Source organism: Pseudomonas sp. B21-021, assembly GCF_024749205.1.
GTDB classification, from domain to species: domain Bacteria; phylum Pseudomonadota; class Gammaproteobacteria; order Pseudomonadales; family Pseudomonadaceae; genus Aquipseudomonas; species Aquipseudomonas paraglycinae.
Map to the genome: position 1 here is coordinate 2,404,409 of NZ_CP087192.1, position 18,213 is coordinate 2,422,621.

Consider the following 18,213-nt stretch of genomic DNA (forward strand, 5'->3'; position numbering starts at 1 on the left):
GATCGATCGGATGGCGGCATGCTCCAGGTTCAAAACGTCTTCAAAAGCTACCTCACCCCGCAAGGCCCGTTGCCGGTGCTGCAAGGCATCGACCTGACGCTCAAGCCCGGCAGCAGTCTGGCGCTGATGGGCGAGTCGGGCAGCGGCAAGAGCACGCTGCTGCACCTGATCGCCGGGCTCGACAAAGTCGACAGCGGCAGCATCAGCAGCGGCGAACATCGGCTGGACCGGATGAACGAGGCGCAACTGGCCAACTGGCGGCGCACCGAAATCGGTCTGGTGTTCCAGCAGTACAACCTGATCGGCAGCCTGCGCATCGAAGACAACCTGGCGTTTCAGGCGCGGCTGGCCGGGCGGCATGACCCGCGCTGGCAGCATCATCTGGTGCAGCGTCTGGGGCTGGGTGAATTACTCAAGCGCTATCCCGAACAACTCTCCGGCGGCCAGCAACAGCGGGTTGCGCTCGGCCGGGCGCTGGCGGCGCAACCGAAACTGTTGCTGGCCGACGAGCCCACGGGCAGCCTCGACGAAGCCACCAGCGACGAAGTGTTGCGGCTGTTGCTGGAATTGCTCGATGACACTCCGACCACCTTGCTGATGGTCACCCACAGTCAACGCGTGGCGGCGCGGCTGGCGGAGCGCGTGGTGCTGTCCAGCGGTCGCTTGACGTGAAGGTTTTCCGCCACGCGTTGATGGCGCTGCTCAGTCACTGGCGGCGCCATCCGGTGCAGTTTTTCAGCGTGCTGACCGGGTTGTGGTTGGCCACCAGTCTGTTGACCGGAGTCGAAGCGCTCAACAGTCAGGCGCGGGACAGTTACGCCCGGGCCAGCCAGTTGGTTGGCGGCGAACCCCAGGCCAGCCTCAGCACGCCAAACGGCGCGACGTTCCCGCAACAATGGTTCGTTGATCTGCGGCGCCTGGGCTGGCCGGTGTCGCCGGTGCTGCAAGGGCGCCTGATTCTTAAAGGCCACGAAAACCAGCGTCTGCAATTGATGGGCATCGAGCCGGTGTCGTTACCCGGCGACAGCGCGGTGGCCGGGCAGGCGATGCCGATCGAGCGCATCGTCGAGTTCTTCAGTCCGCCGGGCAGCACCTGGATTTCTCCCGAAACCTTGCGGGCGCTGAACCTCGCCGAGGGCGCGACCCCGGCCACCGAAACCGCTCAGACGCTGCCGCCGCTGCGCGCGCAAACCGACATGGCACCCGGCGTGCTGCTAGTGGACATTGGCGTCGCTCAGCGCGTGCTCGAACAGCCCGATCAACTGTCACGTCTGCTGCTGCCAAAGGATTTTCACGCTGACATCCCGGCCGCGTTCAAAGGTCAGTTGCAGCTCAAGAGCAGTGGCGAGGAAAACAACCTTGCGCGACTGACCGAAAGCTTCCACCTCAACCTCGATGCCCTCGGGTTTCTCTCGTTCATCGTCGGCTTGTTCATTGTCCACGCGGCTATCGGTCTGGCGCTGGAACAGCGCCGGGGATTGCTGCGCACCTTGAGAGCCTGCGGGGTCAGCGCGCGGATGCTGATCGCTTGCCTGATCGTTGAGCTTGGCGCGTTGGCGTTGATCGGCGGGTTGTTCGGCGTGGTCAGTGGTTACTGGCTGGCGAGCGTCCTGTTGCCGGACGTCGCCGCCAGCCTGCGCGGTTTGTACGGCGCGGAAGTGGCGGGGCAGTTGCGCCTGAGTCCGTGGTGGTGGTTCAGCGGTATCGGCTTGAGCCTGCTTGGCGCGTTACTGGCCGGGGCCAACAGTTTGCTGCGGGCGGCGCGTCTGCCGTTGCTGGCGGTGGCGGATCCTCAGGCCTGGCATCAGCAACATGCGCGCTGGTTGCGGCGTCAGGGTTGGGTGGCCGGCGTATGTGCAGTGATTGCCTTGGCCGCGCTGGTATGGGGCAACAGCCTGGCCAGCGGTTTTGTGTTGATGGCGGGGCTGTTGCTCGGCGCCGCACTGGCGTTGCCGGTGTTGCTCAGCGCGCTGCTCAACGGTTTGCTCGGGCGCAGCCGCTCGGTGCTCGGGCAATGGTTTCTCGCCGATTGCCGCCAGCAATTGCCGGCGCTGAGCCTGGCCTTGATGGCGCTGCTGCTGGCGATGGCGGCGAACATCGGCGCCGGCAGCATGACCGCCGGTTTTCGCCAGACCTTCAACGACTGGCTCGAACAACGGCTCACAGCCGAGCTTTATCTGAACCCGAGCAACCCGGCGCAGGCGCGAGAGCTGTACACCTGGCTCAAACAGCAACCGAACGTCACCGCGATCATGCCCAACTGGCAGGTGTCGGTGACGCTGCAAGGCTGGCCGGCGGACGTGTTCGGGATCATCGATCATCCGCACTATCGCCAGCACTGGCCTTTGCTCGAATCTCGAGGAGACGACCCGTGGGCGGCGCTGGCCAAGGACGATGCGGTGATGCTCAGCGAACAACTGGCGCGGCGCTTGAAAGTGACGCCGGGCGATCACCTGACGATTCCCACGCCGGGCGGGTCGTGGTCGCCGCGCATAGTCGGCATTTACGCTGACTATGGCAATCCCAAGGGCCATGTGCTGATCAACAGCAATCACCTGTTGCGCGGCTGGCCGCAGTTGACGCCGAACCGCTTCAACCTGCGCATCGACTCGCCGAACATCCCGGCGTTGCTCACGGCCTTGCAGGCACGTTTCCAGCTCGATGACAGCCGGATCGTCGATCAGGCGCGGCTCAAAGGCTGGTCGGTGCAAGTCTTCGAACGCACCTTCGCCGCGACCGCCGCGCTGAATAGCCTGACGTTGGCCGTCGCCGGTGTGGCGCTGTTCATCAGCCTGCTGACCCAGAGCCAGAGCCGTCTCGGCCAGCTCGCACCGTTGTGGGCCCTGGGCGTGACGCGACGGCAGTTGATGTTGCTCAATCTCGGGCAAACGTGGCTGTTGGCGCTGCTGACGCTGGTGCTGGCCTTGCCGTTGGGCATCGGCCTGGCGTGGTGCCTGGACGCGGTTATTAACGTTCAGGCCTTTGGCTGGCGTCTGCCGCTGCGGGTGTTTCCATTGCAGTTGCTGCAACTGATGGGGCTGGCGCTGCTGGCGACGTTGCTGGCCTCGGCGTGGCCGCTGTATTCGCTGTACCGCACGCAACCGGCGGACCTGCTGAGGACGTTTGCCCATGAGGACTAGGTTTGCGCTGGTGTTTCTGGCGTTGTTGTTGAGTGGTTGCGACAACCCCGCACCGGAGCAGAAGGGTTTCGCCGGGATGGGCGCTCAGGCACAGGCCTTCACGCCGGTGGTGCCGGGACGGGTATTCAGCTTTCCGGCGGATCACGGCGCCCATGACGGTTTTCGCATTGAATGGTGGTACGTGACGGCCAATCTCAAGGATGCGCAGGGTAACGATTTCGGCGTGCAGTGGACGTTGTTTCGCAGCGCTCTGAACGCCTCACCGCAGCAGCCGGGCTGGGCAAACCAGACGATCTGGCTCGGGCATGCGGCGGTGACTTCGGCCAGCGTCCACCACGCCGCCGAGCGTTACGCTCGTGGCGGCGTCGGGCAGGCCGGCGTGCATGCAGCGCCGTTCGAGGCGTGGATCGATGACTGGCGTTTCGTCAGTCAGGCGAGCGATCCGCTGGCCGACCTGCAACTCAGCGCCCGGGACAAGAACTTCAGCTATCAACTGCGCCTGACCTCCAGCCGCCCGCTGGTGTTGCAAGGCGACAAGGGTTTCAGCCAGAAATCCGAACAGGGCCAGGCGTCGTATTACTACAGCCAACCGTTTTTCCAGGCCAGCGGCACCCTGCAGATCGATGGCCAGACCTACACCGTCAACGGCCCGGCATGGCTCGACCGCGAATGGAGCAGTCAACCTCTGACCGCCAATCAGACGGGCTGGGACTGGTTCTCCTTGCATCTGGACAGCGGCGAACACGTCATGCTCTACCGCATGCGCCAGAAGGAAGGGGCGCCGTACCTCACCGGCACGTGGATTGCCGCCGATGGCCAGACCGAAACCCTGCACGCCGACCAGATCAAGCTGACCCCGCAGAACACTGCGAAGGTCGCCGGACGTTCGATGCCGGTGCGCTGGTCGATCGGCATTCCGGAAAAAAATCTGCAGATCACCCTCGATGCAATCAACCCCGACGCCTGGATGAACCTGCGCATTCCGTATTGGGAAGGGCCGGTGCGCCTGAGCGGCAATCGGAGCGGGCAGGGTTATCTGGAGATGACCGGGTATTGATTCCGCGCGCCGTGCCGCGAAGGAATCGATTGGAACTCTGTCCGGGATGCCCCCTCTACCGAGGAACATGGCCGAGGATCCGATCCATGAGCGAGGAACTGAAATCTCCAGACCTGACGACCTGGCAGCAAATGTTTGACGATCAGACGTACTGGCAACAATCCCCGGATGCCCATTACTTCGATCTGCAGCGCATTGCTGACGATTTGCTTGGTCAAGGTGCCATCGATCTTGAGCAGTGGCAGATCCTTAGAGCCAAAGCCGATGACCTGCACAAGGACTCACCTGCTGTGAACGTCACGCGGGAACTCGATGACCCGGAAGCCTGAGGAGGTCCGACATGAAGACTGTTCCTGATAGCGAGCACCCCGATGAACCTCGTCCGCCGGGTGAAACCGAGCGCGACAACGACGCGCTGCGCCCCACCGATCCCAAACAGCGGCAGAGCTCCGGTAAAGGCACCCCCAGTGGCGAGTCCACGGCGCAGGACACTGCGCAACGATCACGGAACAAACCCTGAAGCGCGTCTATGCTCACTGGCACATCCGTCGCTGACCACGTTGGCGCCGGGTGTTGCCATCCATCACAGGGAAAGTACCGCTTATGAAGCTCCAAGCACTGACGCACGCCATTGCACTTGCCACTGTCCTTTCTACTGCCAGCTTTTCGGCGGTGGCCGCCGATATACCGCTTTCGGCCGCTGTCGAGGCCGACCGGGTCACCACCAAAGTGCTGGCGGTTGACCCGGCCAATCATCAAGTGGTTCTGGAAGGCGCGGAAGGTCGCCAGGTGCACATTCAGCTCAGCGACAAGGCGAAAAACCTCGGAAATCTCAAGGTGGGGGATCTGGTCCAGATCGAGGTGACACGTTCGGTCGCCGCTTATCTGGACACCGACGTGGATAAAGGTCTGCCTGGCTCCACCGAGCGCACCGGTGAACTGCGCAACGCAGTGGGCAGCAGCAACCCCGGTGGCGAGGCCTTTCGCCAGGTTCAGGTACAACTGAAAATCACCAAAATTGATTTGGCGAAAAACCAGGTCACCCTGGAAAACCCGTCGGGCCAGTCGAAAACCCTCAACGTCGAAAAGCCCGAGATTCAGGCCAAACTGAAAAACCTGAAAGTCGGACAGAGCGTCGTAGTCACTTACACCGATGTATTAAAAGTGACCAGTCAGCATGAAAGTTGAGTATTGACTCTACAGAATGACTGTTCTTGTACAAGTAATTGTATGAGAACAGTCATATGAAGTATTCGAGGTGGTGATGTCAGAAAGTTTGTCGGGAAATATCGACGAATATTTTCTTTAACTTTTCAGTACATAAATTTCATGTTGAAGCAGGACGACATATCCGCCAATTTCCATTAAAATCCTTCGCGTTCGCCCAGTGTCAGGGCTCTTTACCGGTGCATGGATTGCCAGGCCATTACACTGGGCGAACACCTCCTCGGAGTGGAGGCCAAAGAATTCAGATGCAAAAAGGGCGACTTTGAAGTCGCCCTTTTTTATTGTCTTACTATTTTGCAGGTCGCATGCCTTGTTGTAACTGCAGGCGCTTGAGCGTTTCCTGATACATGGTGGTGCGGCGGTGCTGTGTGCCGTATCCACCGATAGCTGCCACGGTGCCGGCCTGGATGTGATCGAGGTAGCGGAAGATCGTCCGCGGCGAGAGACATTTGATGCCGTAGCCAAGGCTGCTTAAACGATCCTGCAGCGTGTATCCCGGGACCCGGTCGTCCATCGAAAAATGCAGCCCGTGAACCTTGATCAGCCGTGCATTCCACAAGGTGCAGAAGCTTTTCAGGTGAGTTTCCCGGTAGGGTTTTGGATCTCTGGACGGCAACCCCAATTGCTGTTTTGCCCGGCGGAAATAGTGTTTGAAATAACGTGAAGACAAACGCCAGGTGTCTCTAAGCACGCCGCGATCCAATTGCTCGACGCAACCTACCGCCGCTGTATCCAAAGATTGCATGCACTCATTCATCATCATCGAAAAGACAGTACTGTCAAAAACGAAAGTGTCGGTGTGCAGCAAAAACAGGTAATCGGTTTCAACTTTCGCAAGTGCCAGATCAAGTGCCTTGCCATGAGCAATATGCCCCGCTTCCTTGCCGGGTGAAGGGCGCTCGATCAAGTTGATCCAGTCCAGGGACCGCAAGTAGATCAGGCTTTCATCGGCGGAATCGTTGTCCACCACCCACACCGGAATTTGATGATCCTTGACGTATTGCTGGAGAAACTCCAGGCACATCCGGGTTATTTCCGGCGTCTTGTAATTGACCAATACAAGACTGAAGGCGGGCAGTTGTTTTGAGGTGGAATCGATCGCACTCATGGTCTGGGCTCACTTCAAGTTGAAGGGTTCTGCTGACGGCAATCAGCACACAGAACCGCTGCTTTGTGGCCCGGATGGTAGGGACGCAACCTTAGTTGAAGCTTAATTTTCGAGCGCCCGGGTCGGGCGACTTGTTACGGCTTGCGACACAGGTGAGGCGCTTGGCGATCAAGCGCGGTTCCACGGTAAGATGCGCCGCCCTTTAAAGCTCAAGGAAGACAACGGCCCGCGCCGTTCGCCACGGATGAAACCACTTTCCCTCTACCACCCGGCCCTTTACTGGCTGCGCGTGCGGCAAAAAAGACTGTTCCGCCACATCGCCTGGCACTGCTCGAGCAAACGCTACGCGCGGCCTGCCCCGACGTCCGAGCGCTTGCCTTACCGCTACCTCAAACACACCTCAAAACTGATCCGCAAACTCGGCGACTCCGACCTCGCGCTGCAACACAACAAAGTCATCAACCTCAAACTCGCCGTCGCCGCCATCGACGGCGTCACCATCGCCCCCGGCGAATATTTCTCCTTCTGCCGCCTCGTCGGCCGCCCGACCCGCCAACGCGGCTACGTCGAAGGCATGGAACTCTCATTCGGCGAAGCCCGCACCGGCATCGGCGGCGGCATCTGCCAACTCAGCAACCTCATCCACTGGATGGCCATCCACTCACCCCTGGTCGTCATCGAACGCGCCAACCACAGCTTCGATCCCTTCCCGGACGACGGCCGCGTCCTGCCATTCGGCTCCGGCGCGGCGATCTTCTATAACTACATCGACCTGGTACTGCACAACCCGACGGATCGCAGTTTTCAGCTGAAATTGAAGGTCGGAGAGACGCAGTTGGAGGGGGAGTTGTTGTGCGACCGGGAGCGGGCTTATCGGTATCACGTGTTTGGGGTGGGGCATCGGTTTGTGCGAGAGGGGGAGCGGGTGTATCGGGAGAATGAGATTTGGCGGGAGGTGAGGGAGAAGGGGCAGGTGGGAGCGTTGATGGAGAGGGAGCGGTTGTATGGGAATCGGGTGGTGGTTAAGTATGAGGTTTTGGAGGGGATGATTGAGGGGGGATAGCGGTGATGTTGTTTTGGTAAGGTGGTTTACTCCATATATCGGAAGCGTTTATCGATACTAGCTTTCCAGGTTTTTTAATATGTTCTCTAGCGCGATTTTCAGCTCTGCCCAGTTTTTGGCTTTTTCACAATGAGTAGGATTTTGCCAGTCTTGATTGCGGATTAGAGAGATTACAAAGGAACCGTATGTGCTGAATTCTGGATACCATCCGATATCGAGTATTTGGCCGCATGGGAAAGTCGCTTGAAAAAGGTCTTCCTTCAAGTTTTCTATTTCGAGAGAAATGTCGATTGTTTGATCAAGCTGGGAAATGTCATCGAGAGTTATTTTGCCTCCGAGGGTGATGATTTTGCTTGTGTTCATTTAGTTATATCCAGAGGTATTTGAGGGGGGGGGGTGAGCACTGCTCAGATGTTAGTTGGGTAAAGGGTGATTTGAATAGCTAAGATCTCAACAAAACTCGGAAATATAAGATCTTTATTGTCGTTTTTTAGTGAGATGAAGATGATGGAATTGCCAAGTCTCAGCGAACCGCATCCATCTTCGGTAATAGAAATTAGCTCTGCTGTTATATAGGTTATTTCGGCTTCGTGGCGAATTGAGGGTGTGTTGCTCATTGAGGTGAAGATGTTTTTACCCCAATAAAAATCATCATCAATATTTATTTCGACGTCATAGGGACGGTTTTCTCTTGCCTCTAGAGTGAATAAGCTTGAAAGACCTTCTCCATAAAGGGTGGAGAATTCAACAAGGGTCTTTTCTGTGTGGATTTTAACTATGCGCGATATAGTGATTTTCATGAGATTATTAGTCGGAGGGTTTTTGATGAGGTTTTTCTTTGATTGGAAAATCTAAAAAAATGCCAAATGGTTTTTAGAGTTAATCCCGAATTATTGGAATAGCAGAGAAAGGTTGTCTAAGGCTTCCAAAATTGGATTCCTTCCATATGACGCTCAATATCGTCCATGTCATCCTCTCCGAGGGTTGAATCAAATTTTGTAGAGATGATTTTTCTCACCTTCGCAAGTCTTTGAGTCACCTTCTCGTTGTCAATAAAATCGGTAGTCGCTTTTTGATAATCGTTGACAGGCTTGTCGCAATAGTAGCTTCCCATTTTGTGCAGCGAAATCAAGATAAATTCAATTTCCTCTAGAACCTCAAGGGCGTCCTCTCCATTGATTTCTATTGTTTTATTGTTTTCTAACATTGATCTTTCCGAAAGTCAGACGATTATTTTTGTCATGAAAAATTGGCTGGTGAGAAAGGTTGGATTTGTTTTCTTTGGCGGAAAATAAATTTGTAGCCTTTAATTGGTGATTTGTTTTCATGTTTTAATTGTTATATATTTTTGTATGGTTGTTATTCGTGCTCTTTGCTATTAGGAAATTGTTATGACTGGTGAAGTTGATCGTCTAAGTAAAACCATGAGTTTTCTGCTGCGTCATAAACCTGAATCTGTTGGGCTGCATTTAGATTCAGAGGGTTGGGCAAGGCTCGACAGTCTTCTGATAGGGATGCAAAAGTTAGGGGTGGTGGCGGATGATGAGGTTGTGAAGAGGGTAGTGTTGGGAAGCGATAAGCGACGATTTGAGATCTCAGAGGATGGGGTGTATGTTCGTGCTGTACAAGGGCATTCGTCAAAATTGGTAACTCGTGATTACCCTGTCGTTCAGCCTCCTTGTTATTTATATCATGGTACTGCCTATCGCTTTGTTGACTCAATTTTTAAAGAAGGGTTGCAAGCTGGGGCTAGGCATTACGTGCACTTGACTGAAAATAAGGACTTAGCTTTTGACGTTGGTCAGCGGTATGGGTCATCCGTTGTTCTACGCGTGAAAAGTCATGAAATGTTTCTTGATGGGTTCGTTTTTTTTAGGGCAGAGAATAATATTTGGTTGATATCCTCAGTGCCCCCTGAGTATTTAGATAAAATTTAATAGTTATTTTTTCAATTTTCTTCGTTCCATTCTGCATGGGTCTCAATGGCTGTTTTTAGCCAAGTGCAAAAATCAGGATATTCTCCATGAAGCTCCCATCCTTCCGAAGCATAGGCGTGTATTATTAAAACTTTTGGATTTCCAGATAAATCTTCGCCCTCAAAACAAGCAATGTCATCATTCGCGCTGAATTTTGCGAAAGGCACTAGAGTGCGTTTTGGGTAAAGTTTTTTTAGTGTGTTGTGCCAATTGTTTATTTTTCCTTCTTTGTATACTAATAGCCACCAAGGCTCAATGTCTGGTTTAGGCTCCATGGTTGCGAATTCTATAAATTCGCTTGGGAAGTTATAGTTTTCTATTTGTTCAATATCGAGAAAGATCTTCATTTTTTTCCTGTTAGTTTTGGCAAGTCGTCAGAGCCATGTGGGTTTTCATTGCCAAATCTTTTCGGCTTTTGTTTTTGAATTCTAAGTTGCAATGCCTCACCCCACGTGTCGGGCATCACATCGTTTACCTCAAATCGCTCTCTGTTACTTTCTGATAGTGGATCGTTTGGCTTCCACTCTCTCGCCTCAACTTTTATACCTGCCTCTCGTGCAGCTCTAACACGGGTGTTATCCATGCTGGTAAGCTTTCCATCTGGCATGCGGACTACATCAATAGGATCGCCCTGCCATCCATTTTTCTTCATCGAGCTGACAAGATCATCATAGTTGAAGTTTGCACCGGTTCCTCTATCCACTTTGTTATAGGAAACGCTATTTTGGGAGAAGCGTATCTCATTAGGGTCTATGGATTGAACTTTTGGACAAGCGCCAGGTGTGCAGCTCAGACCTAATGGATCGACCCATCCGGTAGGGTTGGGCACATACTGATAGCTGTTCAACCCACCCGCAAGCTTGATCGGGTCAGGGGTCAGAAAACGTCCAGACTCTGGATTGTAGTAGCGATGACGGTTGTAGTGTAGGCCTGTCTCCGCATCGAAGTACTGACCCTGGAAGCGCAACGGGTTATCGATTTCACTGACGTCCAGCGCCGCGAGGTTGCCGTAGGCGCGGTACTTCGCGGACCACATGATCTCGCCACTGTAGTCGGTGAGCTCCTGCGGTGTGCCGAGATGGTCGAGCTGGTAGTAGAACGGCGTTGCCTTGCGCGGGCCTTCGCCGTCGAGCATGGCCAGCGGGCGGAAGCTGCCGGGTTCGTAGATATAAGTGCGATAACGATTGTCACCGCTTTCGGCAATCAGACGTTCGCCTTGCCACAAGAATTCGGTGGTATGGCCATCGACAGTTTTCTCGATGCGACGACCGAAAGCGTCGTACTTGTAGGACGCGGTGCTGCCACCCGGCAGGCTCGCGCCGATCAGTCGATGCTGGGAGTCGTAGCGGTATTCAGTGACGAGTTTCTGGCCAGCGCCACGGCGTTCGCGAATCAGGTTGCCAAAGGCGTCGTAGTCGTAGTGGCGGTCGCCCTGCATCAGCAGACGGTTGCCTTTGACGTTGGCGAGGTTGGCTGTGCCTTCGTTGTTCTGGCCGAGCAGGTTACCGGCCGGATCATGAGCAAAGCTTTCCGGTGTCGAGCCACGAACGCTGATCAAGCGATCAAGCGGGTCGTAGTGGTAGCTGCGGCTACCTTTGCGGCTGTCGTCGATACCGGCGAGGTTGCCGTTTGCGTCGTAGTTGTAGCGGCGCTGGAGCAGGTTTTTGTCGCGTTGGCTGACACTGTGAGCCTGCAAGCGGCCCTGTTCGTCATATTGATACCGGCTGAGCAGCAGGCCCTGCTGGCGCTGCTGTTCGCGACCACCGCTGAACTGGTGAGACGTCAGGCGCGAGCCGTTGAGATCGATGCCGCTGAGCAGGCCGCCGGGTTGATGGCGGTAATCGAGTTTGCTGCCATCGGGCAAGCGACAGTGCTTGAGCTGGCCGACGCTGTCGTACTCATAGCGCAAGGTGCCCCAGCCTTGGTGTTCGGTGACGAGGCGATCTTGCAGGTCGTATTCGTAGGCGAGCGGCCAGTGTCCGTCGTCGACGTTGACCAGGCGGCCGAGGGCGTCGTAGCTGTAGTGAATTTCTTCGCCATCGGGAAGAGTTTTCACCAGAAGCCTGCCTGCGGCATCGCGTTGGTATTCAGTCACCAACTCGCTGCCGTCATCGCCGAATTCGGTTTTCTTCAGCAACTGGCCATTTAGGTCGTATTCGTATGCAGTGCGACGACCGTCGAAGCCGGTTTCTTGCTGGATCAGGCCATTCGGGAAGTAATCGAGGTGGTAATGCTCGCCGCGTTCGTTTTCGATTTCGGTCAGCAGCAGGCGCGAGTTGTCGTAGCGATAGCGCAGCTGGCTGCCGTCAGGATTGATGCGACGGCTGACAAGGTGCAGGTTGTCGGCATATTCGTAACGGGTGACGCGGCCGAGTTCGTCGCGTTCGGCAGTCACGCGCCCATATGGGTTGTAGGTGTAAGCGCGAGTGGCTCCGCCTGGCAGGGTGATTTGCGAGAGACGGTTAGCGGCATCCCACTGATACTGGGTAATCTGGCCGGACTCATCTTGGCGCGTGATTTGCCGGCCGAGTGCGTCGTAGCGATATTTACGCTTACCGCCGTCGGGGAGGCGCTCCTCCAACAATTGGCCAAGGTTGTTCCAGCCCAATTGATGACGGCCACCGTCGGCGTAACTGATTTCCAGCAGTCGTCCCCGGTTGTCGTAGCTGTAGTGGGTCGTGTTGCCATCTGGATCAGTCTGCTGCGTTACATCGCCCTGGTTGTTGCGTTGGTACTTCCAAGTGGCTTTTCCGCGACTGACCTTGCTCACGAATCCACGGCTGTACTCATAGCCGGTGGGTTCGTCTTCTGGTGGAATAACCGCAATCAGTCGCCCGGTTTCGTTGTAATGGAATTCAGTAATTGCACCTAAAGGATCTTGCTCTGCGACCAAACGACCCTTGTCATCATAGGCTTTGAGATTTTCAGCACCGTCAGGGTCAACTTTGGCGACCAGTCGTGCTTTGTCATCGTGGGTGTAGACCTCTTCACTGCCGTCCGCATTGGTGACAGTGACACTACCTTTATCATCCCAAGCGTAGTGCGTGTCCATTTGCGAAAAGTTAGCCCAGTGATGGATGCACCTGGCAGATTTACCTTCCTTCTCCCATTCCCAGTAAAAGATGGCACCACCAGCCAGGCGCCGTTCTAGGATTACGTTCTGAGCGTTGTATGCGTAGTGCTCCGTTTCACCTGCTGCGTTTTTTGCCGCGATCAGTCGATGTTCTGAGTCGTAGCTATAAGCAACTATGGTCTGGATTGTGCTCCATGCATCTTCCAGAGTGTCTGCTGGGATGAATTGCTGATATTCGATGGCTACGATGTGTTTGCGGTCATACCTCAGAAGCAACGCACGACCTGCGCCGTTATCGACTCGCTTGATGCGGCCATGGATATCGCGAGTGATATGCAGCCTGTTGCCATACGCGTCGCTGACAGCAATCAGTGTTGCGCCGGTGCGGTTGTAGCGGAAATGATAAAACTGGGAGCGTTCGCCAGCCTGAGCAAGGATGAGCTCAGAGGGATCATCACCAATAAAAATTGCGGCTTCAGAAAGGCTGTTTGTTATTGCTGGACGTTGCAGGCTCGGCAGCGGGAATGTGATAACTCGATTTTCGTGGTCAGTCCAGACTACTTCATCATTGTTGACGTCAACCCGTTGTGCCAGCGCATGACTCCAGCCATAGCCAAGGCCGCAATCGATTTCTGCTGCGCTAGTGCGATAAAGACGAGTCCAGGAAAAAGGCAAAGTACCATCCAGTTCCCCATCAGTCAGTGTCAGCAGTTCTTCGCCGGTCACCATCGAAACCGGGCAACCATTCGTGCATGTGTTTTTAGCGCAAGTTGCACTTTTTTCGTCAGGCGTCTTGGATTGTGCAGGCGCGTCGTGATGGGCTTTTGGTGCTTCGACGGTTGTCACTCGCTTACCGTCAAAACGCAATTCCGAGATGCCGTTTCTCACCTTTGCCGTCACCCCACGCGCCGCAACGGCGGTGTATTTGGCGACGTATTCCATGAATCCTTTGATGATCTTGAATACCGACTCCACAAAACCAGTGACAGCCTTGATGATGATTTGGCCGTATTTTTTCAGGCGGGCGGCGAGATAGATTACGCCCGTACCTTCGGCAGCAATGGTCAGCACGATACCAATCACGATGTCGATGGCGATGCCGACCACCACCGCAGTTGTCATCTTTGCTGATTCACCTGCCAGTTTCGTTGGTGGTAAACCTGCCAACCAGATCACGGCACTGCGTACCATCAAGAACAATGCAGCTTCGTCGCTGGCCAGTAACATCGCCTTTTTCATGACGTCTGGAGATTGTTTGGCCAGATCAATCAACTTTTGGGTGCCCGCTCCCAAATCTTTGGCAAACTTTCCCGGATCCTGAAGGATGTCGAGCACTAGGCTGATGCCATCCCACACCCCTTTGATGGCTTCCCAGCCACCCTCAAGAATCCCGCTGCCAACAGCCATAGCCATGCCGGATGCGGACAAATTCGACCATTGCGGTTTGAACCCGGCCCATTCTTTGCGCAGGAAGCCTTCCAGATCAGCCGTGATTCCTTTGTAGGAATTGAACAATGTATCGATCTGGCCAGGCGTCACTTCGTTGTGAACGCGGATTTTGTAAAACTTGCCGGGAATGCCGCCAGTCCAGCTTGCCTTACCTTGGGCGTCGAGCTTGACCTTGCTGATTGCCCCACCTTCCACAGCAATGATTTCAACGTCGATATTGCCCAGTGGAATGTCATAAACCGATTCGAATTTGCTTTCGATCAGCAGGGGGCCTTTCAGCGGGCACCGAGCCACGTTCGACGTGAAGTCGCCGTCGGTCATGCTCACCGATTTGCTGGTACTTCCGACCTTTATGATGCGTTCCATGCCCAACAGTGAAGGCAAGTCTGCAGTTCGGCTGCCTTTGTCAGCAAGTTGTGCATACCAGGTTTTTGTTTGCTCCTGATAAAGCGTCAAGCTGTCTTTGAAGGTGTTGAGTTGTTTGTCAATGAAAGCAATGCGTTCCTTCGCGATCATTTAGCCTTGCTCCAGAATCAGGTGGTTTAACAGTGCTTCTTTAAGGTTGTCCGGAGCATCCGGGCGACGCACGAAACGGGTGATTTTCAGTTTCAGGTTGTTCTCGGGCCACGCGCTGTAGAGGTCCGGGCGTGCTTCTTCGAGCCATTGCATCAAGTTGCCGATCAGGGTCGTGTGATCCTCTTTCGCCAACTGATCCAGCAACTTCTTCGGCACCTCCCACCACGGCCAATCCTTCGCCTTCGGCACCACCCTCGGCCCGACTTCCAGGCTTCGCCCATTAATCAGATACCGCTCAAAAACCGGCAACACTTCCCCCGCCGTCTCACCCAACCCCTCAAGAATCGGATAGATATGCCGCCCATCCCAAAACCGGAAAAACACTTCGGTCCCGTCCGGCATCTTCACTTGGGTCAAACTGCGCAGATGTTCGAAAACTTCGTTGGGGTCCGAGCGGGAGACCGCCAGCCAGCCCCAGTCGAGGGCGTCGGTTTCGGTGATCCAGGGCAGGAAGGCCGAGTTGGCCTTGAGTTCGGCGACGTAAGGCATCACCGGTTGCCAGGTGGAGTAGGGCGTTCCGCCCCAGACGGGAATGGCCTGTACGGACGGTTCGCTCTGATACAGGGCTTTGAGCGCTTCGGCATCGCTGGCGGCGCTGATGACCAGATACAGCCGCTCGTCTTTCTGCAGCGGCTGTTGCCCCAGCCAGTCTTTGGGTGTCAGTCGATTAGATGGCACAGGCACCTGCCTTGCATTTTTCACACTCTTCGCAGAACGGCGCATTACGTTTGAGGGTGTTGATTTGCGCCGGCGTCAGTACGGCGCCAGCCTTGTCGGCATCCGCCTGTTTCAGCACGCCCGGCATCAATGGCGCAGCACCAGTGCCGCTGCCCGGTCCGCCGCCTGAGTTGATGTTGATCGCCGGCCCGCTCATGGTCACGCCGCCGCCATCGATCTTTATGAAGCTGCCACCGCCGACCAGCGTCAGTTCAGCCCCAGCCTCCAGCACCACCTTCATGCCACTGCTCAGGTGAATTTCCTGGCCGGCGTCGATGAATTGCCCGGTGCCGATCTTGATGTGCTGGTTCACGCCCACGGTCAGGTGGTCGTTGGCGCGTGCTTCGACTTTGCGGTCTGCGTAAACGGTGTGGTGTTCTTCGGCCTTGAATTCCGTGTAGCTGTTCTTTTCCACAACGTCGTGGCGTTCGTTGCCTACGCGGATTTTCTGGTCGTGTTCGATGTTCTCGTCCCAGTCGCGCTGGGCGTGGAGGAAGATCTGTTCCTGGCCTTTCTTGTCTTCGATGCGCAGTTCGTTGAAGCCGCCGCCACCCATCGAGCTCAGGGTCTTGAAGGTGGTGCGCGTCTTGTTCGCCGGCAGGGCGTAGGGGACGGTGTTTTCCTTGTGGTACAGGCAGCCGCTGATCAGCGGCTGGTCGGGGTCGCCTTCGAGGAAGGTGACCAGCACTTCCATGCCGATGCGCGGGATGGCGATGCCGCCGTACTGGGCGCCGGCCCAGGCGCTGGAGACGCGCAGCCAGCAACTGGTCTTGTCGTCGGCGAGGCCGTCGCGGTCCCAGTAGAACTGGACTTTCACGCGGCCGTATTCGTCGCAGTGGATTTCTTCACCTTTCGGGCCGGTGACCACGGCGCTCTGGCTGCCGAGGATGCGCGGCTTTGGATGATTGAGGGGCGGGCGGTTCGGCACGTCCCACGGGGTGGCCTGGAAGCGGTTGCGGTAACCCTGATGGAAATCGTCTTTGAGCGCGGTGGTGTCACTGGTGACCGACTCTTCCAGCACTTGCGGCTGCTTGCCTTCGTGATGGACTTCGGTGAGCAGCCACAGGTCATTCCACTTGGCCTTCGGGTGTTCTTTCAGCGCGAGGAAATGGCCGCTGACCAGCAACGGCTGGTCGCTCTTGCCTTCGGCGAGCTGGAAGTCGCTGCGATGACGTTCGAGGGCGCGTTTGGCCAGGTGTTTGCCGCGTTCGCGGTCGACGAAACGGCCCGGGTAATCGTAGTCCTCGAGGTCGGGCAGGGCGTCGCCACGGTTTTCGCTTTCGAGGGTGATCCGCGGTTTTTCGAAGTCGTAATCGCGGCGGGTGGTGCGGCTGGTGCGGGTTTCCAGGCGAAGGTCGAAGCGCTTGATCACCGGGTCGCTGGCGACCATGCCGGAGTCCTGCTGATAGGCCACCGGCGCCAGTTTCTTAAACACCGTCTGGTCATCGCCGAACACCAGTTTGTGCGCCGTCGCGGTGTGCTGGAAGTGGTAGTGAATGCCTTCTTCTTCGCACAGGCGCTGGATGAAATGCAGGTCCGATTCGTCGTACTGCACGCAGTAGATGCGATCGGGGTAGATCGAACCGGTCTGAAACTCATAGGCGTTGCCCTGGATGCCGTGTTCTTCGAGCACCTTGCCGATGATTTTCGGCACGCTGAGGTTCTGGAAGATCCGCTGGTTGATCCGGTGGGCGAGGTACGCGAGTTGCGGGCGCAGGGTCACGGAGTAGCGCGTCAGGCGCTTGCCGGAATCGCCTTGCGCGGCGCGGTAGATCAGGGCGTGGATGCCGCTGCCGTCGGGCGACAGTTGCAGGAAGGCCGGTTTGTGCAGCAGGGTTTCGAGGTCCAGCGACGGCTGCTCACTGACCAGCTCCACCTCGAATACGAAAGGCTGGCTGACGGCTTCCCGACCGGTAAGGGTAAACACCTGGAAATCGGCGGAAAGACCTTCGATGGTCAGGGCAAAGTGGGTTTCATTGGCCGGCGCGAACATCCCTTGTTCCTCGTGCTGCATGCGGCGTGTGTCGACGACCGCCAGGCGGTTCAACGCACGCGAAATTCTGGAGGGGCGTAAACAACATCGACCAGCAGAGCTGGCCGATGCTTGAAACGATCAGCCGTAATTAAACGACTGGAGCACGCCAGTCATCGGAACCCGAAGTACCGGAGACTTCGTGGGTCCAGGTGATTTTGCGGTAGGTGAACTGCACTTCTTCCAGGTGGGTGAAGTGCGAGTTGCCTGGATCCTGGCAGTTGTGCATTTTGTTGTTGATGGCGACGATGATCGCGTCTTCCAGTTTGGTGGTGTAGTAGTGCTCTTGGGTACCTTGAGCCGAAGTGCGGTACCACTGGATAACGATTTCGCTCATGCGCTCGCCGGAGGTCAGAGCAGCTTGCAGCAGTGGCGAAGCCTTGTCGTAGACCTTGGTGATGATCACTGGCTTGTGAACGCGCTGACCGGTTGGCTGACCGGATTGCGGGTCACGCGGGATGATCACGTCGTGGCTGAACGCCTGAACCATGACCTGGTCTTCGTGACCTTCCTGGTAGGTGTTGCCAACGGAGTCGGCGGTGAAGGCGCCGGCAGTGATCAGGCCTTGTTTTTCGCCGGTAACCGACATGTACGCTGGTGTTGCCATGGGAGGTGCTCCTTGCGGATAAAGTTAGGGTGCCCGGGAGGCGAAATCGCCCGGTGGGTGCCTGACTGTTATCAAGGAGCGTGCCAGCTTTTGGCACATACCCGGGAGCTGGGGACTTCGCCGCTCTGCTTCGCGGTTTTGAGCGTTTTTTAAACAGCGACGTGGCTGGAAGTGCGCAAGAAGTTGCG

General features: G+C 56.2%; 17 protein-coding genes. 8 read left to right on the top strand and 9 right to left on the bottom strand.

All coding sequences use genetic code 11. The features are described from left to right. Positions 1-18 precede the first annotated feature (18 nt). From LOY31_RS10715 to LOY31_RS10740, 6 genes are all read left to right on the top strand, one after another. Complete coding sequence (locus LOY31_RS10715; protein WP_007956196.1) at positions 19-672, top strand: ABC transporter ATP-binding protein; 654 nt, start codon at positions 19-21, stop codon at positions 670-672. Continuing rightward, entirely contained in the window at positions 669-3,140 is a 2,472-nt protein-coding gene (locus LOY31_RS10720; protein WP_221535079.1) for an FtsX-like permease family protein, read from the top strand. Before LOY31_RS10715 ends, LOY31_RS10720 begins: the two co-directional genes overlap by 4 nt. Continuing rightward, positions 3,130-4,197 carry a lipocalin-like domain-containing protein gene (locus LOY31_RS10725; RefSeq protein WP_221535080.1) on the top strand — a complete coding sequence of 356 codons (1,068 nt, stop codon included), beginning with the start codon at positions 3,130-3,132 and terminating at the stop codon, positions 4,195-4,197. Before LOY31_RS10720 ends, LOY31_RS10725 begins: the two co-directional genes overlap by 11 nt. 86 nt (positions 4,198-4,283) lie before the next feature. Continuing rightward, positions 4,284-4,526 carry a hypothetical protein gene (locus LOY31_RS10730; protein ID WP_127797575.1) on the top strand — a complete coding sequence of 81 codons (243 nt, stop codon included), beginning with the start codon at positions 4,284-4,286 and terminating at the stop codon, positions 4,524-4,526. Between the two features lie 11 nt (positions 4,527-4,537). After that, positions 4,538-4,717 carry a hypothetical protein gene (locus LOY31_RS10735; protein WP_221535081.1) on the top strand — a complete coding sequence of 60 codons (180 nt, stop codon included), beginning with the start codon at positions 4,538-4,540 and terminating at the stop codon, positions 4,715-4,717. Positions 4,718-4,800: 83 nt separating this feature from the next. Continuing rightward, positions 4,801-5,385 (top strand): hypothetical protein, encoded by a 585-nt coding sequence (locus LOY31_RS10740; RefSeq protein ID WP_085607644.1) that lies wholly within the window; start codon positions 4,801-4,803, stop codon positions 5,383-5,385. 328 nt (positions 5,386-5,713) lie between these two features. Here LOY31_RS10740 and LOY31_RS10745 read toward each other — a convergent pair whose 3' ends face one another. After that, positions 5,714-6,532 carry a glycosyltransferase family 2 protein gene (locus LOY31_RS10745; RefSeq protein WP_179695611.1) on the bottom strand — a complete coding sequence of 273 codons (819 nt, stop codon included), beginning with the start codon at positions 6,530-6,532 and terminating at the stop codon, positions 5,714-5,716. 244 nt (positions 6,533-6,776) lie between these two features. Here LOY31_RS10745 and LOY31_RS10750 point away from each other — a divergent pair, with 244 nt between their 5' ends. Then, positions 6,777-7,595 carry a VanW family protein gene (locus LOY31_RS10750; protein ID WP_221535113.1) on the top strand — a complete coding sequence of 273 codons (819 nt, stop codon included), beginning with the start codon at positions 6,777-6,779 and terminating at the stop codon, positions 7,593-7,595. Between the two features lie 57 nt (positions 7,596-7,652). On the opposite strand, the gene LOY31_RS10755 is transcribed toward LOY31_RS10750, so the two are convergent. The 3 genes from LOY31_RS10755 to LOY31_RS10765 form a co-directional block, all read right to left on the bottom strand. Next, positions 7,653-7,958, bottom strand: a complete 306-nt coding sequence (locus LOY31_RS10755; RefSeq protein WP_085607638.1) for a hypothetical protein — start codon at positions 7,956-7,958, stop codon at positions 7,653-7,655. Between the two features lie 44 nt (positions 7,959-8,002). Next, entirely contained in the window at positions 8,003-8,395 is a 393-nt protein-coding gene (locus tag LOY31_RS10760; RefSeq protein ID WP_221535082.1) for a hypothetical protein, read from the bottom strand. 116 nt (positions 8,396-8,511) lie between these two features. Then, positions 8,512-8,802, bottom strand: coding sequence for a hypothetical protein (locus LOY31_RS10765; protein WP_085607634.1), 291 nt, complete (start codon positions 8,800-8,802; stop codon positions 8,512-8,514). 184 nt (positions 8,803-8,986) lie between these two features. Between LOY31_RS10765 and LOY31_RS10770 the strand changes: the two genes are divergently transcribed. After that, positions 8,987-9,532, top strand: a complete 546-nt coding sequence (locus tag LOY31_RS10770) for an RNA 2'-phosphotransferase (RefSeq protein WP_221535083.1) — start codon at positions 8,987-8,989, stop codon at positions 9,530-9,532. 11 nt (positions 9,533-9,543) lie between these two features. Here LOY31_RS10770 and LOY31_RS10775 read toward each other — a convergent pair whose 3' ends face one another. The 5 genes from LOY31_RS10775 to LOY31_RS10795 form a co-directional block, all read right to left on the bottom strand. Next, positions 9,544-9,918, bottom strand: coding sequence for a hypothetical protein (locus LOY31_RS10775; protein WP_074687771.1), 375 nt, complete (start codon positions 9,916-9,918; stop codon positions 9,544-9,546). Beyond that, entirely contained in the window at positions 9,915-14,609 is a 4,695-nt protein-coding gene (locus LOY31_RS10780; RefSeq protein WP_258713231.1) for an RHS repeat-associated core domain-containing protein, read from the bottom strand. Before LOY31_RS10780 ends, LOY31_RS10775 begins: the two co-directional genes overlap by 4 nt. Beyond that, complete coding sequence (locus tag LOY31_RS10785) at positions 14,610-15,347, bottom strand: DUF4123 domain-containing protein (RefSeq protein WP_085607628.1); 738 nt, start codon at positions 15,345-15,347, stop codon at positions 14,610-14,612. Beyond that, a complete protein-coding gene (tssI, locus tag LOY31_RS10790; protein WP_085607626.1) occupies positions 15,337-17,379 on the bottom strand; it encodes a type VI secretion system tip protein TssI/VgrG in 2,043 nt (680 codons plus the stop codon). Before tssI ends, LOY31_RS10785 begins: the two co-directional genes overlap by 11 nt. Positions 17,380-17,509: 130 nt before the next feature. Then, positions 17,510-18,025 (bottom strand): Hcp family type VI secretion system effector, encoded by a 516-nt coding sequence (locus tag LOY31_RS10795; RefSeq protein ID WP_003226246.1) that lies wholly within the window; start codon positions 18,023-18,025, stop codon positions 17,510-17,512. Positions 18,026-18,213 lie beyond the last annotated feature (188 nt).

Excerpts from the sequence above, each read along its gene's own strand:
- LOY31_RS10770 (WP_221535083.1), top strand. The coding sequence starts at position 8,987 with ATGACTGGTGAAGTTGATCGTCTAAGTAAAACCATGAGTTTTCTGCTG.
- LOY31_RS10760 (WP_221535082.1), bottom strand. The coding sequence starts at position 8,395 with ATGAAAATCACTATATCGCGCATAGTTAAAATCCACACAGAAAAGACC.
- LOY31_RS10795 (WP_003226246.1), bottom strand. The coding sequence starts at position 18,025 with ATGGCAACACCAGCGTACATGTCGGTTACCGGCGAAAAACAAGGCCTG.
- LOY31_RS10735 (WP_221535081.1), top strand. The coding sequence starts at position 4,538 with ATGAAGACTGTTCCTGATAGCGAGCACCCCGATGAACCTCGTCCGCCG.
- LOY31_RS10750 (WP_221535113.1), top strand. The coding sequence starts at position 6,777 with ATGAAACCACTTTCCCTCTACCACCCGGCCCTTTACTGGCTGCGCGTG.
- tssI (WP_085607626.1), bottom strand. The coding sequence starts at position 17,379 with ATGTTCGCGCCGGCCAATGAAACCCACTTTGCCCTGACCATCGAAGGT.
- LOY31_RS10715 (WP_007956196.1), top strand. The coding sequence starts at position 19 with ATGCTCCAGGTTCAAAACGTCTTCAAAAGCTACCTCACCCCGCAAGGC.
- LOY31_RS10765 (WP_085607634.1), bottom strand. The coding sequence starts at position 8,802 with ATGTTAGAAAACAATAAAACAATAGAAATCAATGGAGAGGACGCCCTT.
- LOY31_RS10775 (WP_074687771.1), bottom strand. The coding sequence starts at position 9,918 with ATGAAGATCTTTCTCGATATTGAACAAATAGAAAACTATAACTTCCCA.
- LOY31_RS10725 (WP_221535080.1), top strand. The coding sequence starts at position 3,130 with ATGAGGACTAGGTTTGCGCTGGTGTTTCTGGCGTTGTTGTTGAGTGGT.
- LOY31_RS10740 (WP_085607644.1), top strand. The coding sequence starts at position 4,801 with ATGAAGCTCCAAGCACTGACGCACGCCATTGCACTTGCCACTGTCCTT.
- LOY31_RS10780 (WP_258713231.1), bottom strand. The coding sequence starts at position 14,609 with ATGATCGCGAAGGAACGCATTGCTTTCATTGACAAACAACTCAACACC.
- LOY31_RS10730 (WP_127797575.1), top strand. The coding sequence starts at position 4,284 with ATGAGCGAGGAACTGAAATCTCCAGACCTGACGACCTGGCAGCAAATG.
- LOY31_RS10755 (WP_085607638.1), bottom strand. The coding sequence starts at position 7,958 with ATGAACACAAGCAAAATCATCACCCTCGGAGGCAAAATAACTCTCGAT.
- LOY31_RS10745 (WP_179695611.1), bottom strand. The coding sequence starts at position 6,532 with ATGAGTGCGATCGATTCCACCTCAAAACAACTGCCCGCCTTCAGTCTT.